This is a genomic window from Nocardia neocaledoniensis, assembly GCF_003182135.1.
Taxonomy (GTDB): Bacteria; Actinomycetota; Actinomycetes; order Mycobacteriales; family Mycobacteriaceae; genus Nocardia; species Nocardia neocaledoniensis.
In genome coordinates this window covers 1-16646 of record NZ_QGTL01000017.1, presented here as the reverse complement: position 1 = coordinate 16646, position 16646 = coordinate 1, and the positions used below count along the sequence as shown (strand labels likewise).

Below are 16646 nucleotides of genomic sequence, written 5' to 3'. Positions count from 1 at the left end.
GGGTGGAGGTTCAAGGGATTGTGACGGACAGCACAGGCGAGGCCGCGTTGATCGGCATCGGGGAGTTGGCGCGCCGCACCGGGTTCGCCGTGCGCACGATCCGGTTCTACTGCGACGAGGGCCTGCTGGCGGCGCACCGCAGTCCCGGAGGTCATCGGGTGTTCGACGCGGACAGCGCCGCCGAACGGCTCGGGCTGATCCGGCGGCTGCGGGCGCTGGGGCTCGGGCTGGGGTCGATCACCGAGGTCGTGCGGGGCGAGCGGTCGCTGGCGGAGGTCGTCGCGGCCGAGAGCGCGCGCGTCGACCTCGAATTCCGCGCGCTGGCCTGGCGGCGGGCTTCGCTGCGGGCGCTCGACGCGGTCGCTCCGGCGCGGCGGGACGAGCGGCTCGCTCTGCTCGCCGCCGCCCAGGACGGCCGGGCGGTGCACGGCGAACTCGTGCGCTTCTGGCGGCGGATCCTCGCGCCGATCCCGCGCGGGCACGTCGAGACGTATGTGGGCTGGAATGTGCCCGAGCCACCGGTGGACCCGTCGGTCGAGGAGGTCGTCGCCTACGCCGAACTGGCCGCGCTCGCCGCCGATCCCGCCGTGCGCGGCGCGGTGCGGCACCAGCTGTGGCGGAGCAGGCCCGAACTCGTGCGCGACCCCACGGCGCTCTACGCCGAGATCGACGAGGCCCTGGCGGAAGTGGTCGCGCTGGTTGCCGCGGGAGCGCCGCCCCAGCCCGGCCGCGCGCTCGATCGGTTCGTCGCCTCGCACGCGGCCGCACGCGGCGAACACGACTCGCCACACTTCCGCGCACAGCTCGTGCGGGACGCGGCCGACACCGACCACCGCGTGCGCCGCTATTGGGACTGCACCGCACTGCTTCTCGGCGACCGGATCACCGTGGGACGAGCCCTCCACTGGGTGCACGGCGCGTTGACCCACCCGCCCGAGGACGAACGAGCAGATTCCCACTCACCGTAGCGAAGCCGACCGGCCGCGTTCACGGCCCGCAAGTCATGAGCCGAACCGCCGCTCCGACAGAGTGGGCGTCCGCCGGTCGCGAGCTCACGCACGCCGCCACCGCCGTGCCGGCCCGGCAACCCGCCGGTGGCGAATCATCGCCGACCGCCTCCGCACTGCGGGCGCCGTGGCCGACGAACTCGCGCCCGACCGCCACCTCCACGTGGTGTCACGACCCTCGGCGGCGAACGCGCGCACGACCGCCGCGGCTCCGCGTAGTGCGGCGCCCCGTTGACGCCGGGGTGGCGGCCAACGACACTGCTGTTCCGGGCGTGACGAGCAGCGGCTATCCGCAGCGGACTGTGGTGGCCGGGGTCAGATCCAGGGTCCAGTCCTGGCCGCGGATGGCGTGGCCGAAGCTGTGGCGGGGCTCGTCGGTGGTTCGGGTGAAGCCCGCCGCTTCGTAGATGCGGTGGGCCGAGGACTGGGCGTCGGTGGTCCACAACGTGATTCGGGTGTTGCCGGTGGCGCGGGCGAAGGAGAGGACCCGGTCGACGAGCGCGGTGCCGACCCCGAGGCCGCGGGCGGCCGGGGTGACCAGCAGCGTGCGCAGTACCGCGACGCCGGGCTCGGCGCCGCGCACGCAGAGCACACAGCCCGCGCGGACGCCGTCGACCTCGGCGATCCAGGCGGCGTCGGTGGCCGGGTCGCGCCGGGTCGCGTAGTCGCCGACGATGCCGGCCACCAGCGCCTCGAAATCGGTGTTCCAGCCGAACTGTTCGGCGTAGATCTCCCCGTGGGCCTGCACGATCCAGCCCAGATCGCCCGGCCGATCGGCCGCGCGGATCACCACACTCGTCTCGTCGCGCATCAGCCACCTCGCCTGCCGAACATCCGATTCACTGAAACGAGTGTTTCAGTAGCTGTAGGCTACCGGCATGGCCCTCGCGTCGACAACCCCCTCCGCTCGGCAGACCGAACTGCTCGAGGCCGCCTACCGGTACGCGCTCGAACACGGGCTCGCCGATCTCTCGCTGCGCCCGCTCGCGGCCGCCATCGGCTCCAGCCCACGGGTGCTGATGTTCCTGTTCGGCAACAAGGACGGCCTGGTCCGGGCACTGCTCGCGCGCGCACGCGCCGACGAACTCGCCTTCCTCGGCGAACTGACCGACCGGCCCGCGCCCGCCGACCTCGCGGCCGCCGTCGCCCAGGTCTGGCACTGGCTCGCCGCTCCCGGCCATCGCCCGCTCCTGCGCCTGTGGTCCGAGGCCTACGCCCGCTCACTGGTCGAACCCGACGGCCCCTGGTCGGGCTTCGCCCGCGCCACCGTCGACGACTGGCTGACCCTGCTCGCCCGTTTCCAGCCCGCCGGCGACAGCGCCGACGCCGTCACCGACCGCACCCTCGCCCTGGCCGTGTTGCGCGGCTGTCTCCTCGACCTGCTGGCCACCGGCGACGAACCCCGCGTCACCGCCGCCGTCGACCGGCACCGCGCCACCCTGCGGGGCCGCTGATCGCTATCGGTAGTAGTGCAGCGACAACGCGCCGGTGTCGGGGAACGTGGTCGCGGTGGCCAGCTGCCAGCTCGAGGCGTATTCATCGGGCAGGACGCGCACGCCGGCGCCGAGCGTGCGCGGCACGATCGTCAAGTACAGATCGTCGACGAGTCCGGCCGCGAGCAGACCGCGAATGATGGACAGGGCCCCCGACGACCTCGCCGGGGCCCTGTCGGAGGGGTGGCTCAGCCGAGGGGGCCGGTGACCGATTCGGCCGCGGCGAGCAGGGCGCCGGAGGCGGCGAGCTCGACGGCGGCCTCGATCTCGGGGGCGAGATAGCGGTCGGTGCCTGGGCCGGGGACCCGGGTGCGCAGGGTCTCGCGCACCGCCGCGGTGGCCGGTGCCGGAGTGAGCGGGGCGCGCAGGTCCAGCGCGCGGGCCGCGGTGAGGGCCTCGATGGCGAGCACCCTGGTCAGGCCGTCGATGGCGCGGCGGAGTTTGCGGGCGGCGGACCATCCCATGGAGACGTGGTCCTCCTGCATCGCCGAGGACGGGATGGAGTCGACCGAGGCGGGCGCGGCGAGCCGCTTGAGCTCGGAGACGATCGCGGCCTGGGTGTACTGGGCGATCATGTGGCCGCTGTCGACACCGGGATCGTCGGCCAGGAACGGCGGCAGCCCGTGGTTGCGGGCCTTGTCCAGGAAACGGTCGGTGCGCCGTTCGCTGATGCCGGCGACATCGGCGACGACGATCGCGAGGAAGTCCAGGACATAGGCCACCGGGGCGCCGTGGAAGTTGCCGTTGGACTCCACGCGCCCGTCGAGGGTGACCACGGGATTGTCGACGGCACTGGCCAATTCGAAGCCGGCCACGCGTTCGGCGTGGGCGAGGGTGTCGCGGGCGCCACCGGCCACCTGCGGCGCGCAGCGCAGCGAATAGGCGTCCTGTACCACGGTGCAGTCCGGCGTCGCGTGGCTGGCCACGATCGCGGAATCGGCGAGCAGGCGGGTCATGTTCGCGGCGGCGACGGCCTGGCCGGGCTGTGGCCGCAGGGCCTGCAGGTCGGCGGCGAAGACCTTGTCGGTGCCCAGCAGGCCCTCGACGCTCATGGCCGCGGTGATGTCGGCCAGGCGCAGCAGCGCGCGCAGGTCGTGGCAGGCGAGCACGAGCATGCCGAGCATGCCGTCGGTGCCGTTGATCAGCGCGAGGCCCTCCTTCTCCTCGAGCTCGACCGGCGTGATGCCCGCGGCGGCCAGCGCCTGGGCGGCGGGCATCAGCTCGCCGTCGGCGTCACGCACCGTGCCCTCGCCGAGCACGGCCAGCGCGACGTGCGCCAGCGGCGCGAGGTCGCCGGAACAGCCGAGGCTGCCGTACTCGTAGACCACCGGCGTGATGCCGGCCGAGAGCAGCGCCGCGTAGGTCTCGGCGACGACCGGGCGCACGCCGGTGCGGCCGGTGGCCAGCGTCGACAGGCGCAGCAGCATGAGCGCACGGACGACCTCGCGCTCCACCTCGGCGCCCGAGCCCGCCGCGTGCGAGCGCACCAGGCTGCGCTGCAACTGCTTGCGCAGCTCGAGCGGGATGTGGCGCACAGCCAGCGCGCCGAACCCGGTGGACACGCCGTACACCGGCTTGGGGTCGGCCGCGAGCGCCTCGATGCGCCTGCGGCTGTCCCCGATGGCGGCGAGTGCCTCCGCCGACAGCGACACCGCGGCGCCGTCCCTGGCCACCCGCACCACATCACCGGGCGACACCGCGCCGGTGCCGACGACGACCGGGGCCACCGCGGTCAGATCCGAGTCGATGCTCACTGCGCTTCTCCATTCCGAACAACACTGGGGGACAAAACTTTTCCGTCGTCTACCGGGACGGGCACCGGTTCGGGCGCGGCCGGAACCGGGCGCACCCAGAGGCGGAACGCCAGGCACAGCAGCGCCAGCCACACCGCGCCGACGACCAGCGCGACCCGGCTGTCGGCGTCGAAGGCGATCACCGCGATCACGAAGATCAGGAACGCGATGGTGACCAGCTGCCCGTAGGGCCACAGCGGCACCGGGAACTTCAGCGCCGCGACCTGCTCGGCCGACATCCGGCGCCGCGAGCGGTACTGCGAGAACAGGATCATCAGCCAGACGAAGATGGTCGCGAAGGTGGCGATCGAGGCGATCACCAGGAACACCCGGTCCGGGATGAGGTAGTTGAGCAGCACACCGACCAGCAGGGTGACGGTCATGATGACGACCGTCATCCAGGGCACGCCGTTGCGCGAGACCCGCCGCATCACCGCGGGCGCCTGACCACGCTGGGCCATGCCGTACATCATCCGCCCCGCACCGAAGATGTCACTGTTGATGGCCGACAGCGCCGCGGTGATCACCACGACGTTCAGCACCGCCGCGGCGGGACCGAGGCCCAGACTCTGGAAGATCTGCACGAACGGGCTGCCTTCGTCGCCGATCGTCTGCCACGGGTTGATCGCCATGATCACCGCGAGCGTGAGCACGTAGAACAGGATGATCCGGACCGGCACCGTGTTGATGGCGCGCGGGATGGTGCGCTGCGGGTCCTCGGCCTCGCCCGCGGTGATGCCGATGATCTCGGTGCCGCCGAAGGCGAACATCACGATGGCGAAGCAGGCGACGAAGCCGCCGAAACCGGTCGGGAAGAAGCCGCCGTCCGACCACAGGTTCGTCACGCCGGTCGCCGTGTCGTGCAGGCCGAAGCCGAAGATCAGCACGGCGATGCCGCCGGCGATCATCGCGAGGATGGCCACGATCTTGACCAGGCTGAACCAGAACTCGACCTCGCCGAAGACCTTCACGCTGAGCAGGTTGATCGCGCCGATGAAGAAGATGATCGACAGCACCCAGATCCAGCGGGGCACGTCCGGGAACCAGAAGCCCATGTACACGCCGAACGCGGTGACATCGGCCAGGCAGACGATGAGCATCTCGAAGGTGTAGGTCCAGCCGGTCATGAATCCGGCCAGCGGGCCGAGATGCTTGCTGGCGTACTCGCCGAACGAGCCGGCCACGGGATTGCTCACCGCCATCTCCCCCAGCGCGCGCAGCACGAGGTAGATCGCGGCGCCGCCGATCAGATAGGCCAGCAGGACCGAAGGGCCTGCCCGGTGGATCGCTTCCGCGGAGCCGTAGAACAGGCCGGTGCCGATGGCGGAGCCGAGCGCGATGAAACGGATGTGGCGCGCGGTGAGTCCCCGCGTCAGCACAGCGACGGGTTTGTTCAAACCATTCTCCCGGGATCGGAAAGGCGCACGGCGGGTGTGATCACTCGACGGATCACCCTGTGGGGCCGGTCACAACGACCGTACATGTATAAACCTGTATATACAGCCTTGTCAACGCGCTCGACGTCGGGCGGCAGCCTAACGCTTGACGAACCTGTCTATACAGGCATATACATATCGGACGTGACCTAGCGCACATGCCCGGTCACGCGTCTCGCAGAAAGACAGGCCGCCATGACCACCACCGGCAGCACCGAGGACCTCCTCGTCCCCGAACGACGCACCATCGACGTCGTGCCCGACAGCGAGCGGCACGGCACGCCGCGCAGTCAGTTCACGCTCTGGTTCGGCGCGAACATGCAGATCACCGCCGTCGTCGACGGCGCGCTCGCGGTCGTGTTCGGCGCCGACGCGCTGTGGGCGATCATCGGCCTGCTGCTCGGCAACGTCTTCGGTGGCGCGGTGATGGCGCTGCACTCGGCGCAGGGCCCGCGCATGGGTCTGCCGCAGATGATCTCGAGCCGGGCGCAGTTCGGCGTCAAGGGCGCGGTCGTGCCGCTGGTGCTGGTGATCCTGATGTATCTCGGCTTCGCCGCGACCGGCACGGTGCTGGCCGGGCAGGCGGTGAACAACATGCTGCACGTGGACGATCCGGTGATCGGCATCCTGATCTTCGGCGCGCTCACCGCCTTCGTCGCCGTCACCGGGTATCGGTTGATCCACGTCGTCGGGCGGGTGGCCACCGTCGTCGGGATCATCGGATTCACGTACCTGACGGTCCGGTTGTTCGCCGAGTACCCGGTGGCGGATTTCGTCGGCGTGATCGGCTTCGACGTGACGACGTTCCTGCTGGCGGTCTCGCTGGGCGCGGGCTGGCAGCTCACCTTCGGGCCGTACGTCGCCGACTATTCGCGCTACCTGCCGCGCAGCACCAGCGAGCGCACCACCTTCTGGTCGACGTTCCTCGGCAGCGTCCTCGGCTCGCAGTGGGCCATGACCTTCGGCGCGCTGGTGGCCGCGGTGGCGGGCAAGACCTTCCTCGCCGACCAGGTCGGCTTCCTCGGCACGCTGGCCGGGCCCGCGGTGCTCGCGTTCTGCGTGTACCTGGTGATCGTGGTGGGCAAGCTGACGGTGAACGTGCTCAACGCCTACGGCGGGTTCATGTCGATCCTGACCACCGTCACCGCCTTCGACGGCCGCTCGCAGATCTCCACCCGGGCCAGGGCCCTCTACATCGTCGGCTTCGTCGGGGTGTCGATGGTGATCGCGATCGCCGCGAGCGCCGACTTCCTCGACAACTTCAAGAACTTCGTGCTGGTGCTGCTCATGGTGTTCACGCCGTGGAGCGCGATCAATCTGATCGACTACTACCTGATCTCGAAGGAACGGGTCGACCTGCCCGCGCTCTACGATCCGCACGGGCGCTACGGCGCCTGGAACGTGCCCGCGCTGGTCTGTTACGCGCTGGGTGTGCTGGCGCAGATCCCGTTCCTCGCGCAGAAGCTCTACACCGGTCCGGTCACCGAATTGCTCGGCGGCGCCGACATCTCGTGGATCGTGGGCATCGTGTTCACCGGCGCGATCTACTACCCGGTCGCGCGGCGCACCGCCAACCCGCCCGACCGGATGATCTACCCCGCCCACACCGACATGGTCGACGCCCGCGTCTAGGAGGACATCGCAGTGCCAACCACCGCACTGACCGCCATCGGCACCCTGGTCACCAACGATCCCGCCCTCGGCGACGGACCGCTGGGCATCCGGCACGACGCCGCCGTCGTCTTCGAGGACGCGAACGTCGTGTGGGTCGGCGACAGCGCCGACGCGCCCGCCGCCGACACCGGCGTCGATCTCGGTGGCCGCGCGCTGCTGCCCGGCTTCGTCGAATCGCACGCGCATCTGGTCTTCGCCGGGGACCGGGCCGAGGAGTTCGCGGCCAGGATGGCCGGGCGCCCCTACGGCGCCGGCGGCATCCGCACCACCATCGCGGCGACCAGGGCGGCCACCGACGACGAGCTCGCCGCGAATGTGCGGCGGCTGCTGGACGAATCGGTGCGGGCGGGCAGCACGACGGTCGAGTGCAAGAGCGGTTACGGCCAGACCGTGGAGGACGAGTTGCGCAGCGTGCGGATCGCGGGCCGGTACACCGACGAGGTGACCCTGCTCGCCGCGCACGTGCCGCCGCCGGAGTACGCCGGTCGCGCCGACGAGTACGTGCGGATGGTCGTCGACGAGATGATCCCGCGCTGCGCGCCACACGCGCGCTGGATCGATGTGTTCTGCGAACAAGGCGCCTTCGATCGCGACCAAGCCCATGCCGTGCTCTCGGCCGGGATCGCGCACGGGCTGGTGCCGCGCGTGCACGGCAATCAGCTGCACCAGGGTCCCGGCGTGCGGCTGGCGGTGGAGCTGGGCGCGGCCTCGGTGGATCACGTCGTCCACATCGACCACGCCGATCTCGACGCCCTCGCCGGCGGTGACACGGTGGCCACCCTGCTGCCCGGCGCCGACTTCTCCACCCGCAACAGCTATCCGGGGGCCAGGGCCCTACTCGACGCCGGGGTCACCGTGGCGCTGGGCGCCGACTGCAATCCGGGCACCAGCTACACCACGAGCCTGCCGTTCTGCATCGCCCTCGCGGTGCGGGAGATGCACATGACGCCCGACGAAGCGGTGTGGGCCGCGACCGCCGGTGGCGCGCGCGCCCTGCGCCGCACCGATGTCGGCGCGCTCACCCCCGGCGCGCGCGCCGACGCGGTCGCGCTCGACGCGCCCTCGCACCTGCACCTCGCCTACCGTCCCGGTGTGCCGCTGATCAGTCAGGTGTGGCGTGGCGGCGCCCTCGTCCACCCGAACTGAGACGCCGATGACCTTCGAATCCTGGACCGGCCGTGTCGACGGCGACTCCCCCGAGCATCTGCGCTGGCATCAGGCCGTCACCGAGCACACGCCGGGTGGCGAGCCGGGCGCGTGTGTGTTCGTCGGCTTCGCCAGTGAGGCCGGGGTGCGCCGGAACAAGGGCCGCCCCGGCGCCGCGCAGGGTCCCGACGCGTTGCGGCGGGCGCTGTCGCCGATGGCGTTGCGCACGCCGCTGCGCGCCTACGACGCGGGCACCGTCACGGTGACGGGCGACGAACTGGAGGACGGCCAGCGCCGTCTCGGCGAGCGGGTGTCGGCCCTGCTGGACGACGGTGCCTTCCCGGTGGTCCTCGGCGGTGGGCACGAGGTCGCCTACGGCACCTACCTCGGCGTCGCCGGATCGGCTCGGCGCACCCCCGGCACGACCGTCGGCATCCTCAATCTGGACGCGCATTTCGACCTGCGCCCCGATCCGGTCCCGAGCTCGGGTACCCCGTTCCGGCAGATTCTCGAGTCCGACGCGGACGTGCGCTACGCCGTGCTCGGCATCAGCCAGCCGAGCAACACCACCGTCCTGTTCGACACCGCCGAGCACTTCGGGGTGCGGTACCTGCTCGACGACGACTGCGACCCCGAGCGTGCTCGCGCCTTCGTCGACGACTTCCTGGCCGACATCGACCTGCTGTATCTGACGATCGATCTCGACGTGCTGCCCGCCGCGGTCGCGCCGGGCGTGAGCGCGCCCGCGGCCTACGGTGTCGCGCTGCCGACGATCCAGGCGGTCTGCGATCAGGTCACCGCGAGCAGGAAATTGGCGGTGGTCGACGTCGCCGAGCTCAATCCCGAGCTCGACATCGACCAGCGCACCGCCAGGACCGCCGCGCGGCTGATCCACCGGATCGTCACCGGGCACCGCCGCGATCAGAAATAGCGCAGCCACACATAGATCCAGGCCATCGTCGTGCTGACGAGGGTGACCAGGATGCCGTAGCGGGTGAACTGCCAGAACGAGATCCGCTGCCCGGCGCGCGCGGCGATGCCGAGGGCCACGACGTTCGCGCTGGCCGCGACCGCGGTGCCGTTGCCGCCGAAGTCGGCGCCGAGCGCGAACGCCCACCACAGCGAGCGGCCGGTCGCCGGGTCGGGCGCCCCGGCGACCAGGCCCTCGACCACCGGCGCCATGGTCGCGGTGTAGGGAATGTTGTCGACGAACGCGCCGAGCAGCGCCGACCCGAAGACCAGGGCGGTGGCGGCCAGGAAGTAGTCGTGACCGACCAGGTCGATCGCGGCGGCGCCGAGCGCGGCGATCACGCCGGTGTGCACCAGGCCCGCGACCATCACGAACAGACCCATGAAGAAGACCAGGGTCGGCCACTCCACCTCGTGCAGGATGTCGCCGATGTCCAGGCCGGAGACCAGCACCATGGCCCCGGCCCCGATCAGCGCGATCACCGACGGCGACACGTGCACGATGCCGTGCAGGCAGAACCCGAGGATCACCCCCGCCAGCACGACCAGCGACCGGACCAGCAATTTCGGATCGCGGATCGCCCGCCGTTCCTGCAGCGCCATGACCGCCTCCACCGAGCCGGGATCGGTGCGCAGCGCCGAGCGGAACAGCAGCCGGGTCATCAGCACGAACACCGCGAAGGTGAGCACGACGATCGGCGCCATGTGCGCCAGGAAGTCGTTGAAGGTCAGCCCCGCCCGGCTGGCGATGATGATGTTGGGCGGATCGCCGATCAGGGTCGCCGCGCCACCGATGTTGGCGGCCAGGACCTCGGCGATGAGGAACGGCTGCGCGGCGATGCCGAGCCGCTTGCACACCACCACCGTCACCGGGGCCACCAGCATGATGATGGTGACGTTGTCCAGGAACGGCGAGGCGACCGCGGTGATCAGCATGAGCATCACCATCAGCCGGTACGGTCTGCCGCGCGAGCGCTTGGCCGACCAGATCGCCAGGTAGTCGAACAGGCCGGTCTGCTTGACGACACCGACGATGATCATCATCCCGAGCAGCAGGAAGATGACGTTCCAGTCGATGCCCTCGTGCGGGGAGAAGAACACCTGCTCGCCGGGGATCAGCCCGAGCACCGCCATCAGGCCCGCCGCGATCAGGACGGTCTTGACCTTGTCGGCGCGCTCGGTCGCGATGAGGAAGAAGGCGACCACGAAGATCAGCACGGCGAGCGCGGCGGCCATCACGGAGTCCTCAGTCGCCGGGGCCGGTGACGGCCAGGCTCGTCAGCAGCCGCTCCAGGGTGATCGCGCCGCGCAGCACGCGGGCGCGGTCGACCACGGCCAGCAGCGGACTGTGCTTGCGCGCCATCAGGATCGCGATCTCGAGCAGCGTGGCGTCGGGGGTGACCGTGGCCGGGGAGACCGCACCGTCGGGGAGGCAGTCGCCGACGGTCAGACTGCCCGGCTCCTGCCAGAACAGATCGGCGTGCACCTCGTCGATCGTGCGGACCAGCGTCGGATCGTTCTGATAGGAACCGGGGATCACCAGGCGCAGGACCTGGGTGCCCGGCAGGACGGCGACGGGCCGGTCGGCGGTGTCGACGACGATCAGGCCGGGCAGCCGGTTGACGACCATGAGCCGCACCGCCTTCGCGACGGGATCGCTGGGCCGCACGGTGGGCAGGTTGATCGCGATGTCGCCGGCGCGCACGGTGCCTCAGTCCCCGTCGACGGCGAGGTGGGCGACGCGCCGCTCCAGCCGGGTCAGCCGGTCGTGCACGGAGCCGGTGTGCAGGAGTTCGGCGATCTGATCGGCCTCGTCGGGCGCCAGCGTGATGTCGGCGGCCGGTTCGTCGCTGCCCGCGGCGTAGGTCAGCAGGTGCCGCACGCCGGTCGACTCGGTGAGCAGCGCGAAGCGGACCCCGTGGCCGGTGCGGAAGTGGTGGAGCACGCCGGTGCCGGGGATCGTGGTCCGATCGGTGTCCATCGCGAGCGGTCCTTCCTGACGTGGTCGACGGGCTGTGCACCGAGTCTCGGCGAGCAGGGCCGCCGCCACCATCGGCCGCGACACCCATTTCCCGCTGCTCAGCGGGCCTCGGGCAGGGTGTGGAATGGGTGTCGGACCCCATGGACACACAGGAGGCGCGCCAGCATGCTGGGTGGTATGAACCGTCGATCGGCCCGTACCCCGGTGACGGCGCTGTTCTGGCGGGTCTGCCTGCTCAACGGGGTGGTGTTCACCCTCGGCACCCTGGTGCTCGCGCTCTCCCCCGCCACCGTCTCGACGCGGGTGCGGCTGACCGAGATCCCGGTCCTGGTCATCGGGCTCGCGGTGATCCTGACCGCCAACGCGTTCGCGCTGCGCACCAGCTTCGCCCCGCTCGACGAGCTCGTCACCACGATGCGCCGGGTCGATCCCCCGCACCGCGCGGCCCGGCTGGACCGGCACCTCGGCGGGGATTTCCACCAGCTCATCGAAACCTTCAACGCCATGCTGGACCGGCTCGAATCGGAGCGGTCGGTCGCGGGCGCCACCGCGCTGGCCGCCCAGGAGGGCGAGCGGCAACGCATCGCGCGCGAGCTGCACGACGAGATCGGGCAGAGCCTGACGGTCGCGCTGCTGCGCCTCAAACGCGTCCTCGACCGCGCCCCCGCCGACCTGCGCGACGAGGTGGAACAGGCGCGGGAGACCGTGCGCGGCTGCCTCGACGAGGTGCGCGGGATCGCCTCGCGGCTGCGTCCCGACGTGCTCGAGGACCTCGGCCTGCACAGCGCGATCAACGCGCTGTGTCACGAGTTCGCGCGCTCGGCCGGCATTCCGGTGCACCGGCACCTTGACCCGGAATGGAGTCGTCTCGACCCCGACATCGAGCTGGTCTGCTATCGGATCGCCCAGGAGAGCCTGACGAACGTGCTGCGCCACGCGGGCGCCGACGAGGTCCACCTGCGCCTGGTCACCGGCCCTGATCGGGTCCTGCTGCAAGTGACCGACAACGGCCGCGGCGGGGTCGACGAAAGCGGGGCGGGCGTGCGGGGAATGCGTGAACGCGCCATCCTCGTCGACGGCGCGCTCACCATCACGTCCCCGGCCGCCGGCGGCACCTCGGTCGAACTCGCCGTGCCCGCGCGAGGGAACGGAGCACACCCGTGAGCGAACCGACCCGCATCCTGCTGGCCGACGACCACGCCCTGGTCCGCAGCGGCCTGCGGATGATCCTGGACAACGAGCCCGATCTGCGCGTGATCGCCGAGGCGGCCAACGGCTTCGACGCGGTGACCGCGCTCGCCGACGACCGCATCGACCTGGTCATCCTCGATATCGCCATGCCGAGGATGACCGGTATCCAGGCCGCCAGGGAGATCCATCGCACCCGGCCCGGCGTCCGCATCCTGATGCTGTCGATGTACGACAACGAGCAGTACTTCTTCGAAGCACTGAAGGCCGGGGCCTCGGGATACGTGCTCAAATCCGTGGCCGACCGCGATCTCATCGAGGCGTGCCGGGCCACCATGCGTGGGGAGTCGTTCCTGTATCCGGGCGCGATCACGGCGCTGGTGCGCGACTATCTCCAGCTGGCCAGGCAGGGCGCCACGCTGCCCGAGACGATCCTCACCCCGCGCGAGGAAGAGGTGCTCAAACTCATCGCGGAGGGCAATTCCGCCCGCGACATCGCCGCGACCCTGGTGATCAGCGTGAAGACCGTCGACCGGCACCGCGCGAACATCCTGCAGAAGCTGGGTCTGCGCGACCGCCTCGACCTCACCCGCTACGCGATCCGCGCCGGATTGATCGAGCCCTGACGGTCTTTCCGGCCACCGTGTTGCAGCTTTAGGGTTGCCTACCCTAAAGTTCTGCGTGATCCGGTTCGCAACCCTCGCAACTCGGCGGGTGGTGACGACCGCGCCGTCGTCTCGTATCCGCACGTCGACCGATCCGCATGCACCACAGCGCTTCTCGCCTGCCCGACGGCCAGGCGCGCCGGGTCGTGCGCGATGAGGGATGCTGGTGACAACTCTCGCCCCGCGCGCCCCGGCGCTTCGCCGGGCCGCCGTGTTCGCGCTCGGTCTGGCGGCGTTGCTGCTGCTGATCGTGCTGAGTCTCGCGTTCGGGTCCCGCTCGGTCCCCGTCGGCACCGTCGTCGAGGCCGTCCTCGGCCAGGACGTGGGCCGCGACGCCGCGGTCGTCACCGGGATGCGCTGGCCGCGCACCCTGGTCGGGCTCGCGGTCGGCGCGGCGCTCGGTCTGGCCGGCGCGATCGTGCAGGGCGTGAGCCGCAATCCGCTGGCCGCGCCGACGACCCTGGGCATCAACGCGGGCGCGGCGCTCTTCGTGGTCGCCGCCATCTACGCGCTCGGGCTCAGTCAACCGGCGCAGTACGTCTGGTTCGCCTTCGCCGGCGCGGCGGTGGCGGCAGCGTTCACCCTGGCGCTCGGCCGGCGCGCCGGCGACCTCGACCCGATCCGGCTGGTCCTCGGCGGCACGGTCGTGCAGCTGGTGCTGGCCTCGTGGACCTCCTCGGTGCTGCTGTTCAGTGAGCGCACCCTCGACGAGGCCCGGTTCTGGCTGGTCGGCTCGATCGCGGGCCGCGACTTGTCGGTGCTCGTGCCGCTGCTGCCGTTCCTCGGCCTCGGCGCGCTGCTCGGGCTGGCGATCACCGGCGGGCTCAACGCCCTTGCCCTCGGTGACGAGGCGGCCGCGGCGCTCGGTGTCCCGGTCACCCGGATCCGCACGATCGGCATGGTGGCCGTGGTGCTGCTGGCCGGGTCGGCCGTGGCGGTGGCCGGACCGATCGCGTTCATCGGGCTCGCCGCGCCGCATCTGGTGCGGCTGGTCGCGGGCAGCGATCACCGGATCCTGCTGCCCGGCTGCCTGCTCGCGGGCCCGCTGCTGCTGTTGGGCGCCGACATCGTCGGCCGGATCATCATGCGGCCCACCGAGATCGAGGTCGGGATCATCACCGCGTTCCTCGGCGCGCCGCTGCTCGCGGTACTCGCCACCAGAAAGGTCCGCCGATGACGACTCTCGCCGTTCCCCTGGCCCGGTCGACGTCCGCGCGAGTGCGCGGGCTGGCCCTGCTGCTCGTGCTCGCCCTGATCGGCATCGTGCTCGCCTCCCTGGCCACCGGCGAGGTGCCGATGAGCGCGCTCACCGCCGCCCGCGCCGTGTTCGGGCTCGGTGACCGCGGCGAGGTCTACATCGTGCAGGAGTTCCGCGCGCCCCGGGTCGCCGCGGGCGTGGTCGCCGGGGCAGGCCTCGCCGTCGGCGGCGCCGTGCTGCAGCGGCTGTTCCGCAATCCGCTCGCCTCGCCCGATGTCATCGGCGTGACCGGCGGCGCCTCGCTCGGCGCGGTGGTCGTCCTGGCGGCGGGAGTGAGCCTGCAGGCGATTCCGCTGGCCGCGCTGGCGGGCGGACTGGTCGCGGCCGTGGCGCTGGGCGCCATCGGCTGGCGCACCCAGGTGTCGACCGCGCGGCTCGTGCTGGTCGGTCTCGCCATCCAGGCCGGGCTTGCCGCGGCCGTGAACCTGGTGATCGTGCGGTTCCCCCGCGAGCTGGCCGGCTCGGCGATGCACTGGACCGCCGGGTCGCTCTACGGGCGGACCTGGCCGGAGGTGACCGGCGCCGCGCTCTGCTCGCTGGTGGTGCTCGCGGTGCTGTGCACCCAGTACCGCACGCTGGCCGTGCTCGATCTCGGCGACGACTCCGCGGGCGGGCTCGGCGTCGGTGTCTCCGGCGCGCGACTGCGACTGCTGCTCACCGCGGTCGCGCTGGCGGCACTGGCGGTGGCCATCTCGGGGCCCATCGTGTTCGTCGCGCTCGCCGTGCCCCAGCTGGTGCGCCTGCTGTGCGGGCCGCCGACCGCAGGATCGCTGGCCGTCACGGGACTGGCCGGGGCGACGCTGCTCACCGGCTGCGACTACATCGCGCAGCACCTGCTTCCGGTGGAAGGGCTGCCCGTCGGCCTCGTCACCACGACCGTCGGCGCGCCGTGGCTGCTGTGGCTGCTCGTGCGCGACAGCGACCCCGCGAAACGGAGAAACGCATGACCGGGCAACCGAGGAACGAGCTCGCCACCCGTGAACTGGCCCTGCGCTACGGCGAGCGCACCATCATCGACGGGCTCGACCTGGTGCTGCCCGGCGACGCGGTGACCGCCATCGTGGGCCCCAACGCGTGCGGCAAGTCGACGCTGCTGCGCGGGCTGACCCGGCTGCTGCGGCCCGCCGGCGGCACCGTCACCCTCGACGGCGCCGACATCCACCGGATGAGCGCCCGCGCGCTGGCCCTGCGACTCGGGCTGCTCCCCCAGCAGCCGATCACGCCCGAGGCCATCACCGTCGAGGCGCTCGTGCGGCTCGGCCGGTATCCGCATCAGAAGATGTTGCGGCCCTGGTCCTCCGACGATCAGGCGGCGGTGGAGGACGCCATGGCGCGCACCGGCACCACCGCCCTGCGCGCGCAGTCCGTCGATCAGCTCTCCGGCGGGCAACGGCAGCGCGCCTGGATCGCGCTGGCCCTGGCCCAGGACACCGACCTGCTCCTGCTCGACGAACCGACCACCTTCCTCGATCTGCGCCATCAGCTCGACGTCCTCGACCTGGTCGCCGACCTGAACACCGAGGCGGGCCGCACCGTGGTGATGGTGCTGCACGACCTCGGCCAGGCCGCCCGCTACGCCGACCACCTGGTGGTGCTGCGCGACGGCGCGCTGGCCGCGGCCGGTCCGCCGGCCGAGGTGCTCGACGCCGAGCTGGTCCGCAGCGTGTTCGACGTCGAGTGCCGGGTGATCCCCGACCCCGAAACCGGTACCCCGCTGGTGATCCCGCTCGGCCGCGCCGCCCGCGTGCGCGCCTGAGCCCCGACCCTTCCTCCCCGACAAGAAAGTGAAATCCCATGTCCCTGTCACGACTCCGTAGCCACGGCATCGGCGCCGCCGCGGGCGCCCTGATCGCGCTCACCGCGCTCGTCGGCTGCGGAACCGATTCCGCCCCCGCCGAATCGGCCAACCCCGCCGCCGACTCCGCGAGCTTCCCGCGCACCCTCGACACCGTGATGGGCCAGGTGACCATCCCGAAGGCGCCCCAGCGCGTGGTCGTGCTCGACACCGCCGAACTCGACTCGACCACCCTGCTCGG

General features: G+C 71.4%; 16 protein-coding genes and 2 pseudogenes. 11 read left to right on the top strand and 7 right to left on the bottom strand.

The features are described 5' to 3' along the window. The first annotated feature begins 20 nt into the window (after positions 1 to 20). Positions 21 to 968: a MerR family transcriptional regulator gene (locus tag DFR69_RS30905; protein WP_208644078.1), complete on the top strand. Its 948-nt coding sequence runs from the start codon at positions 21 to 23 to the stop codon at positions 966 to 968. 325 nt (positions 969 to 1293) lie between these two features. Here the strand turns inward: DFR69_RS30905 and DFR69_RS30900 are convergent. Then, positions 1294 to 1830: pseudogene (locus DFR69_RS30900) on the bottom strand (GNAT family N-acetyltransferase); the annotation flags it as partial. Between the two features lie 55 nt (positions 1831 to 1885). Between DFR69_RS30900 and DFR69_RS30895 the strand changes: the two are divergent. Then, complete coding sequence (locus DFR69_RS30895) at positions 1886 to 2461, top strand: TetR/AcrR family transcriptional regulator (protein ID WP_110041221.1); 576 nt, start codon at positions 1886 to 1888, stop codon at positions 2459 to 2461. Between the two features lie 3 nt (positions 2462 to 2464). Here DFR69_RS30895 and DFR69_RS35625 read toward each other — a convergent pair whose 3' ends face one another. From DFR69_RS35625 to DFR69_RS30880, 3 genes are all read right to left on the bottom strand, one after another. Beyond that, the gene (locus DFR69_RS35625; protein WP_261774653.1) at positions 2465 to 2596 is read right to left on the bottom strand and encodes a dihydrofolate reductase family protein; all 132 of its coding nucleotides are present in this window, start codon (positions 2594 to 2596) and stop codon (positions 2465 to 2467) included. A gap of 92 nt (positions 2597 to 2688) precedes the next feature. Next, complete coding sequence (gene hutH / locus DFR69_RS30885; protein WP_110041219.1) at positions 2689 to 4254, bottom strand: histidine ammonia-lyase; 1566 nt, start codon at positions 4252 to 4254, stop codon at positions 2689 to 2691. Beyond that, the gene (locus tag DFR69_RS30880; RefSeq protein WP_110041218.1) at positions 4251 to 5690 is read right to left on the bottom strand and encodes an amino acid permease; all 1440 of its coding nucleotides are present in this window, start codon (positions 5688 to 5690) and stop codon (positions 4251 to 4253) included. Before DFR69_RS30880 ends, hutH begins: the two co-directional genes overlap by 4 nt. Before the next feature lie 234 nt (positions 5691 to 5924). Between DFR69_RS30880 and DFR69_RS30875 the strand changes: the two genes are divergently transcribed. From DFR69_RS30875 to hutG, 3 genes are read left to right on the top strand one after another with little or no spacing between them, the layout of a single operon-like run. Next, entirely contained in the window at positions 5925 to 7361 is a 1437-nt protein-coding gene (locus DFR69_RS30875; protein WP_110041217.1) for a purine-cytosine permease family protein, read from the top strand. Positions 7362 to 7373: 12 nt separating this feature from the next. Continuing rightward, positions 7374 to 8549 carry an imidazolonepropionase gene (gene hutI / locus DFR69_RS30870; protein ID WP_110041216.1) on the top strand — a complete coding sequence of 392 codons (1176 nt, stop codon included), beginning with the start codon at positions 7374 to 7376 and terminating at the stop codon, positions 8547 to 8549. A 7-nt stretch (positions 8550 to 8556) separates the two neighbouring features. After that, positions 8557 to 9480 (top strand): formimidoylglutamase, encoded by a 924-nt coding sequence (gene hutG / locus DFR69_RS30865; protein WP_110041215.1) that lies wholly within the window; start codon positions 8557 to 8559, stop codon positions 9478 to 9480. Here hutG and DFR69_RS30860 read toward each other — a convergent pair. Genes DFR69_RS30860 through DFR69_RS30850 form a run of 3 tightly spaced genes read right to left on the bottom strand, consistent with a single transcriptional unit; the run spans position 9471 to position 11499 of the window. Further along, positions 9471 to 10754 carry an ArsB/NhaD family transporter gene (locus DFR69_RS30860; protein WP_110041214.1) on the bottom strand — a complete coding sequence of 428 codons (1284 nt, stop codon included), beginning with the start codon at positions 10752 to 10754 and terminating at the stop codon, positions 9471 to 9473. The genes hutG and DFR69_RS30860 overlap by 10 nt on opposite strands. Before the next feature lie 10 nt (positions 10755 to 10764). Continuing rightward, positions 10765 to 11223, bottom strand: a complete 459-nt coding sequence (locus DFR69_RS30855; RefSeq protein WP_110041213.1) for a CBS domain-containing protein — start codon at positions 11221 to 11223, stop codon at positions 10765 to 10767. A 6-nt stretch (positions 11224 to 11229) separates the two neighbouring features. Beyond that, on the bottom strand, positions 11230 to 11499 hold the full coding sequence (locus DFR69_RS30850) for a cation:proton antiporter regulatory subunit (RefSeq protein ID WP_110041212.1): 270 nt from the start codon (positions 11497 to 11499) through the stop codon (positions 11230 to 11232). 177 nt (positions 11500 to 11676) lie between these two features. On the opposite strand from DFR69_RS30850, the gene DFR69_RS30845 reads away from it, so the two are divergent. From DFR69_RS30845 to DFR69_RS30820, 6 genes and pseudogenes are all read left to right on the top strand, one after another. Continuing rightward, entirely contained in the window at positions 11677 to 12663 is a 987-nt protein-coding gene (locus tag DFR69_RS30845) for a sensor histidine kinase (RefSeq protein ID WP_110041318.1), read from the top strand. Then, positions 12660 to 13313 (top strand): response regulator, encoded by a 654-nt coding sequence (locus DFR69_RS30840; RefSeq protein WP_110041211.1) that lies wholly within the window; start codon positions 12660 to 12662, stop codon positions 13311 to 13313. The genes DFR69_RS30845 and DFR69_RS30840 overlap by 4 nt, the downstream gene beginning before the upstream one ends. 205 nt (positions 13314 to 13518) lie before the next feature. Next, positions 13519 to 14529 carry a FecCD family ABC transporter permease gene (locus DFR69_RS30835; protein ID WP_244198543.1) on the top strand — a complete coding sequence of 337 codons (1011 nt, stop codon included), beginning with the start codon at positions 13519 to 13521 and terminating at the stop codon, positions 14527 to 14529. Next, the gene (locus DFR69_RS30830) at positions 14526 to 15557 is read left to right on the top strand and encodes a FecCD family ABC transporter permease (RefSeq protein ID WP_110041209.1); all 1032 of its coding nucleotides are present in this window, start codon (positions 14526 to 14528) and stop codon (positions 15555 to 15557) included. Before DFR69_RS30835 ends, DFR69_RS30830 begins: the two co-directional genes overlap by 4 nt. Continuing rightward, positions 15554 to 16366: an ABC transporter ATP-binding protein gene (locus tag DFR69_RS30825; RefSeq protein WP_110041208.1), complete on the top strand. Its 813-nt coding sequence runs from the start codon at positions 15554 to 15556 to the stop codon at positions 16364 to 16366. Before DFR69_RS30830 ends, DFR69_RS30825 begins: the two co-directional genes overlap by 4 nt. 38 nt (positions 16367 to 16404) lie before the next feature. Continuing rightward, positions 16405 to 16646: pseudogene (locus DFR69_RS30820) on the top strand (ABC transporter substrate-binding protein); the annotation flags it as partial.

Excerpts from the sequence above, each read along its gene's own strand:
- DFR69_RS30845 (WP_110041318.1), top strand. The coding sequence starts at position 11,677 with ATGAACCGTCGATCGGCCCGTACCCCGGTGACGGCGCTGTTCTGGCGG.
- hutG (WP_110041215.1), top strand. The coding sequence starts at position 8,557 with ATGACCTTCGAATCCTGGACCGGCCGTGTCGACGGCGACTCCCCCGAG.
- DFR69_RS30830 (WP_110041209.1), top strand. The coding sequence starts at position 14,526 with ATGACGACTCTCGCCGTTCCCCTGGCCCGGTCGACGTCCGCGCGAGTG.
- DFR69_RS30875 (WP_110041217.1), top strand. The coding sequence starts at position 5,925 with ATGACCACCACCGGCAGCACCGAGGACCTCCTCGTCCCCGAACGACGC.
- DFR69_RS30860 (WP_110041214.1), bottom strand. The coding sequence starts at position 10,754 with ATGGCCGCCGCGCTCGCCGTGCTGATCTTCGTGGTCGCCTTCTTCCTC.
- DFR69_RS30850 (WP_110041212.1), bottom strand. The coding sequence starts at position 11,499 with ATGGACACCGATCGGACCACGATCCCCGGCACCGGCGTGCTCCACCAC.
- DFR69_RS30895 (WP_110041221.1), top strand. The coding sequence starts at position 1,886 with ATGGCCCTCGCGTCGACAACCCCCTCCGCTCGGCAGACCGAACTGCTC.
- DFR69_RS30825 (WP_110041208.1), top strand. The coding sequence starts at position 15,554 with ATGACCGGGCAACCGAGGAACGAGCTCGCCACCCGTGAACTGGCCCTG.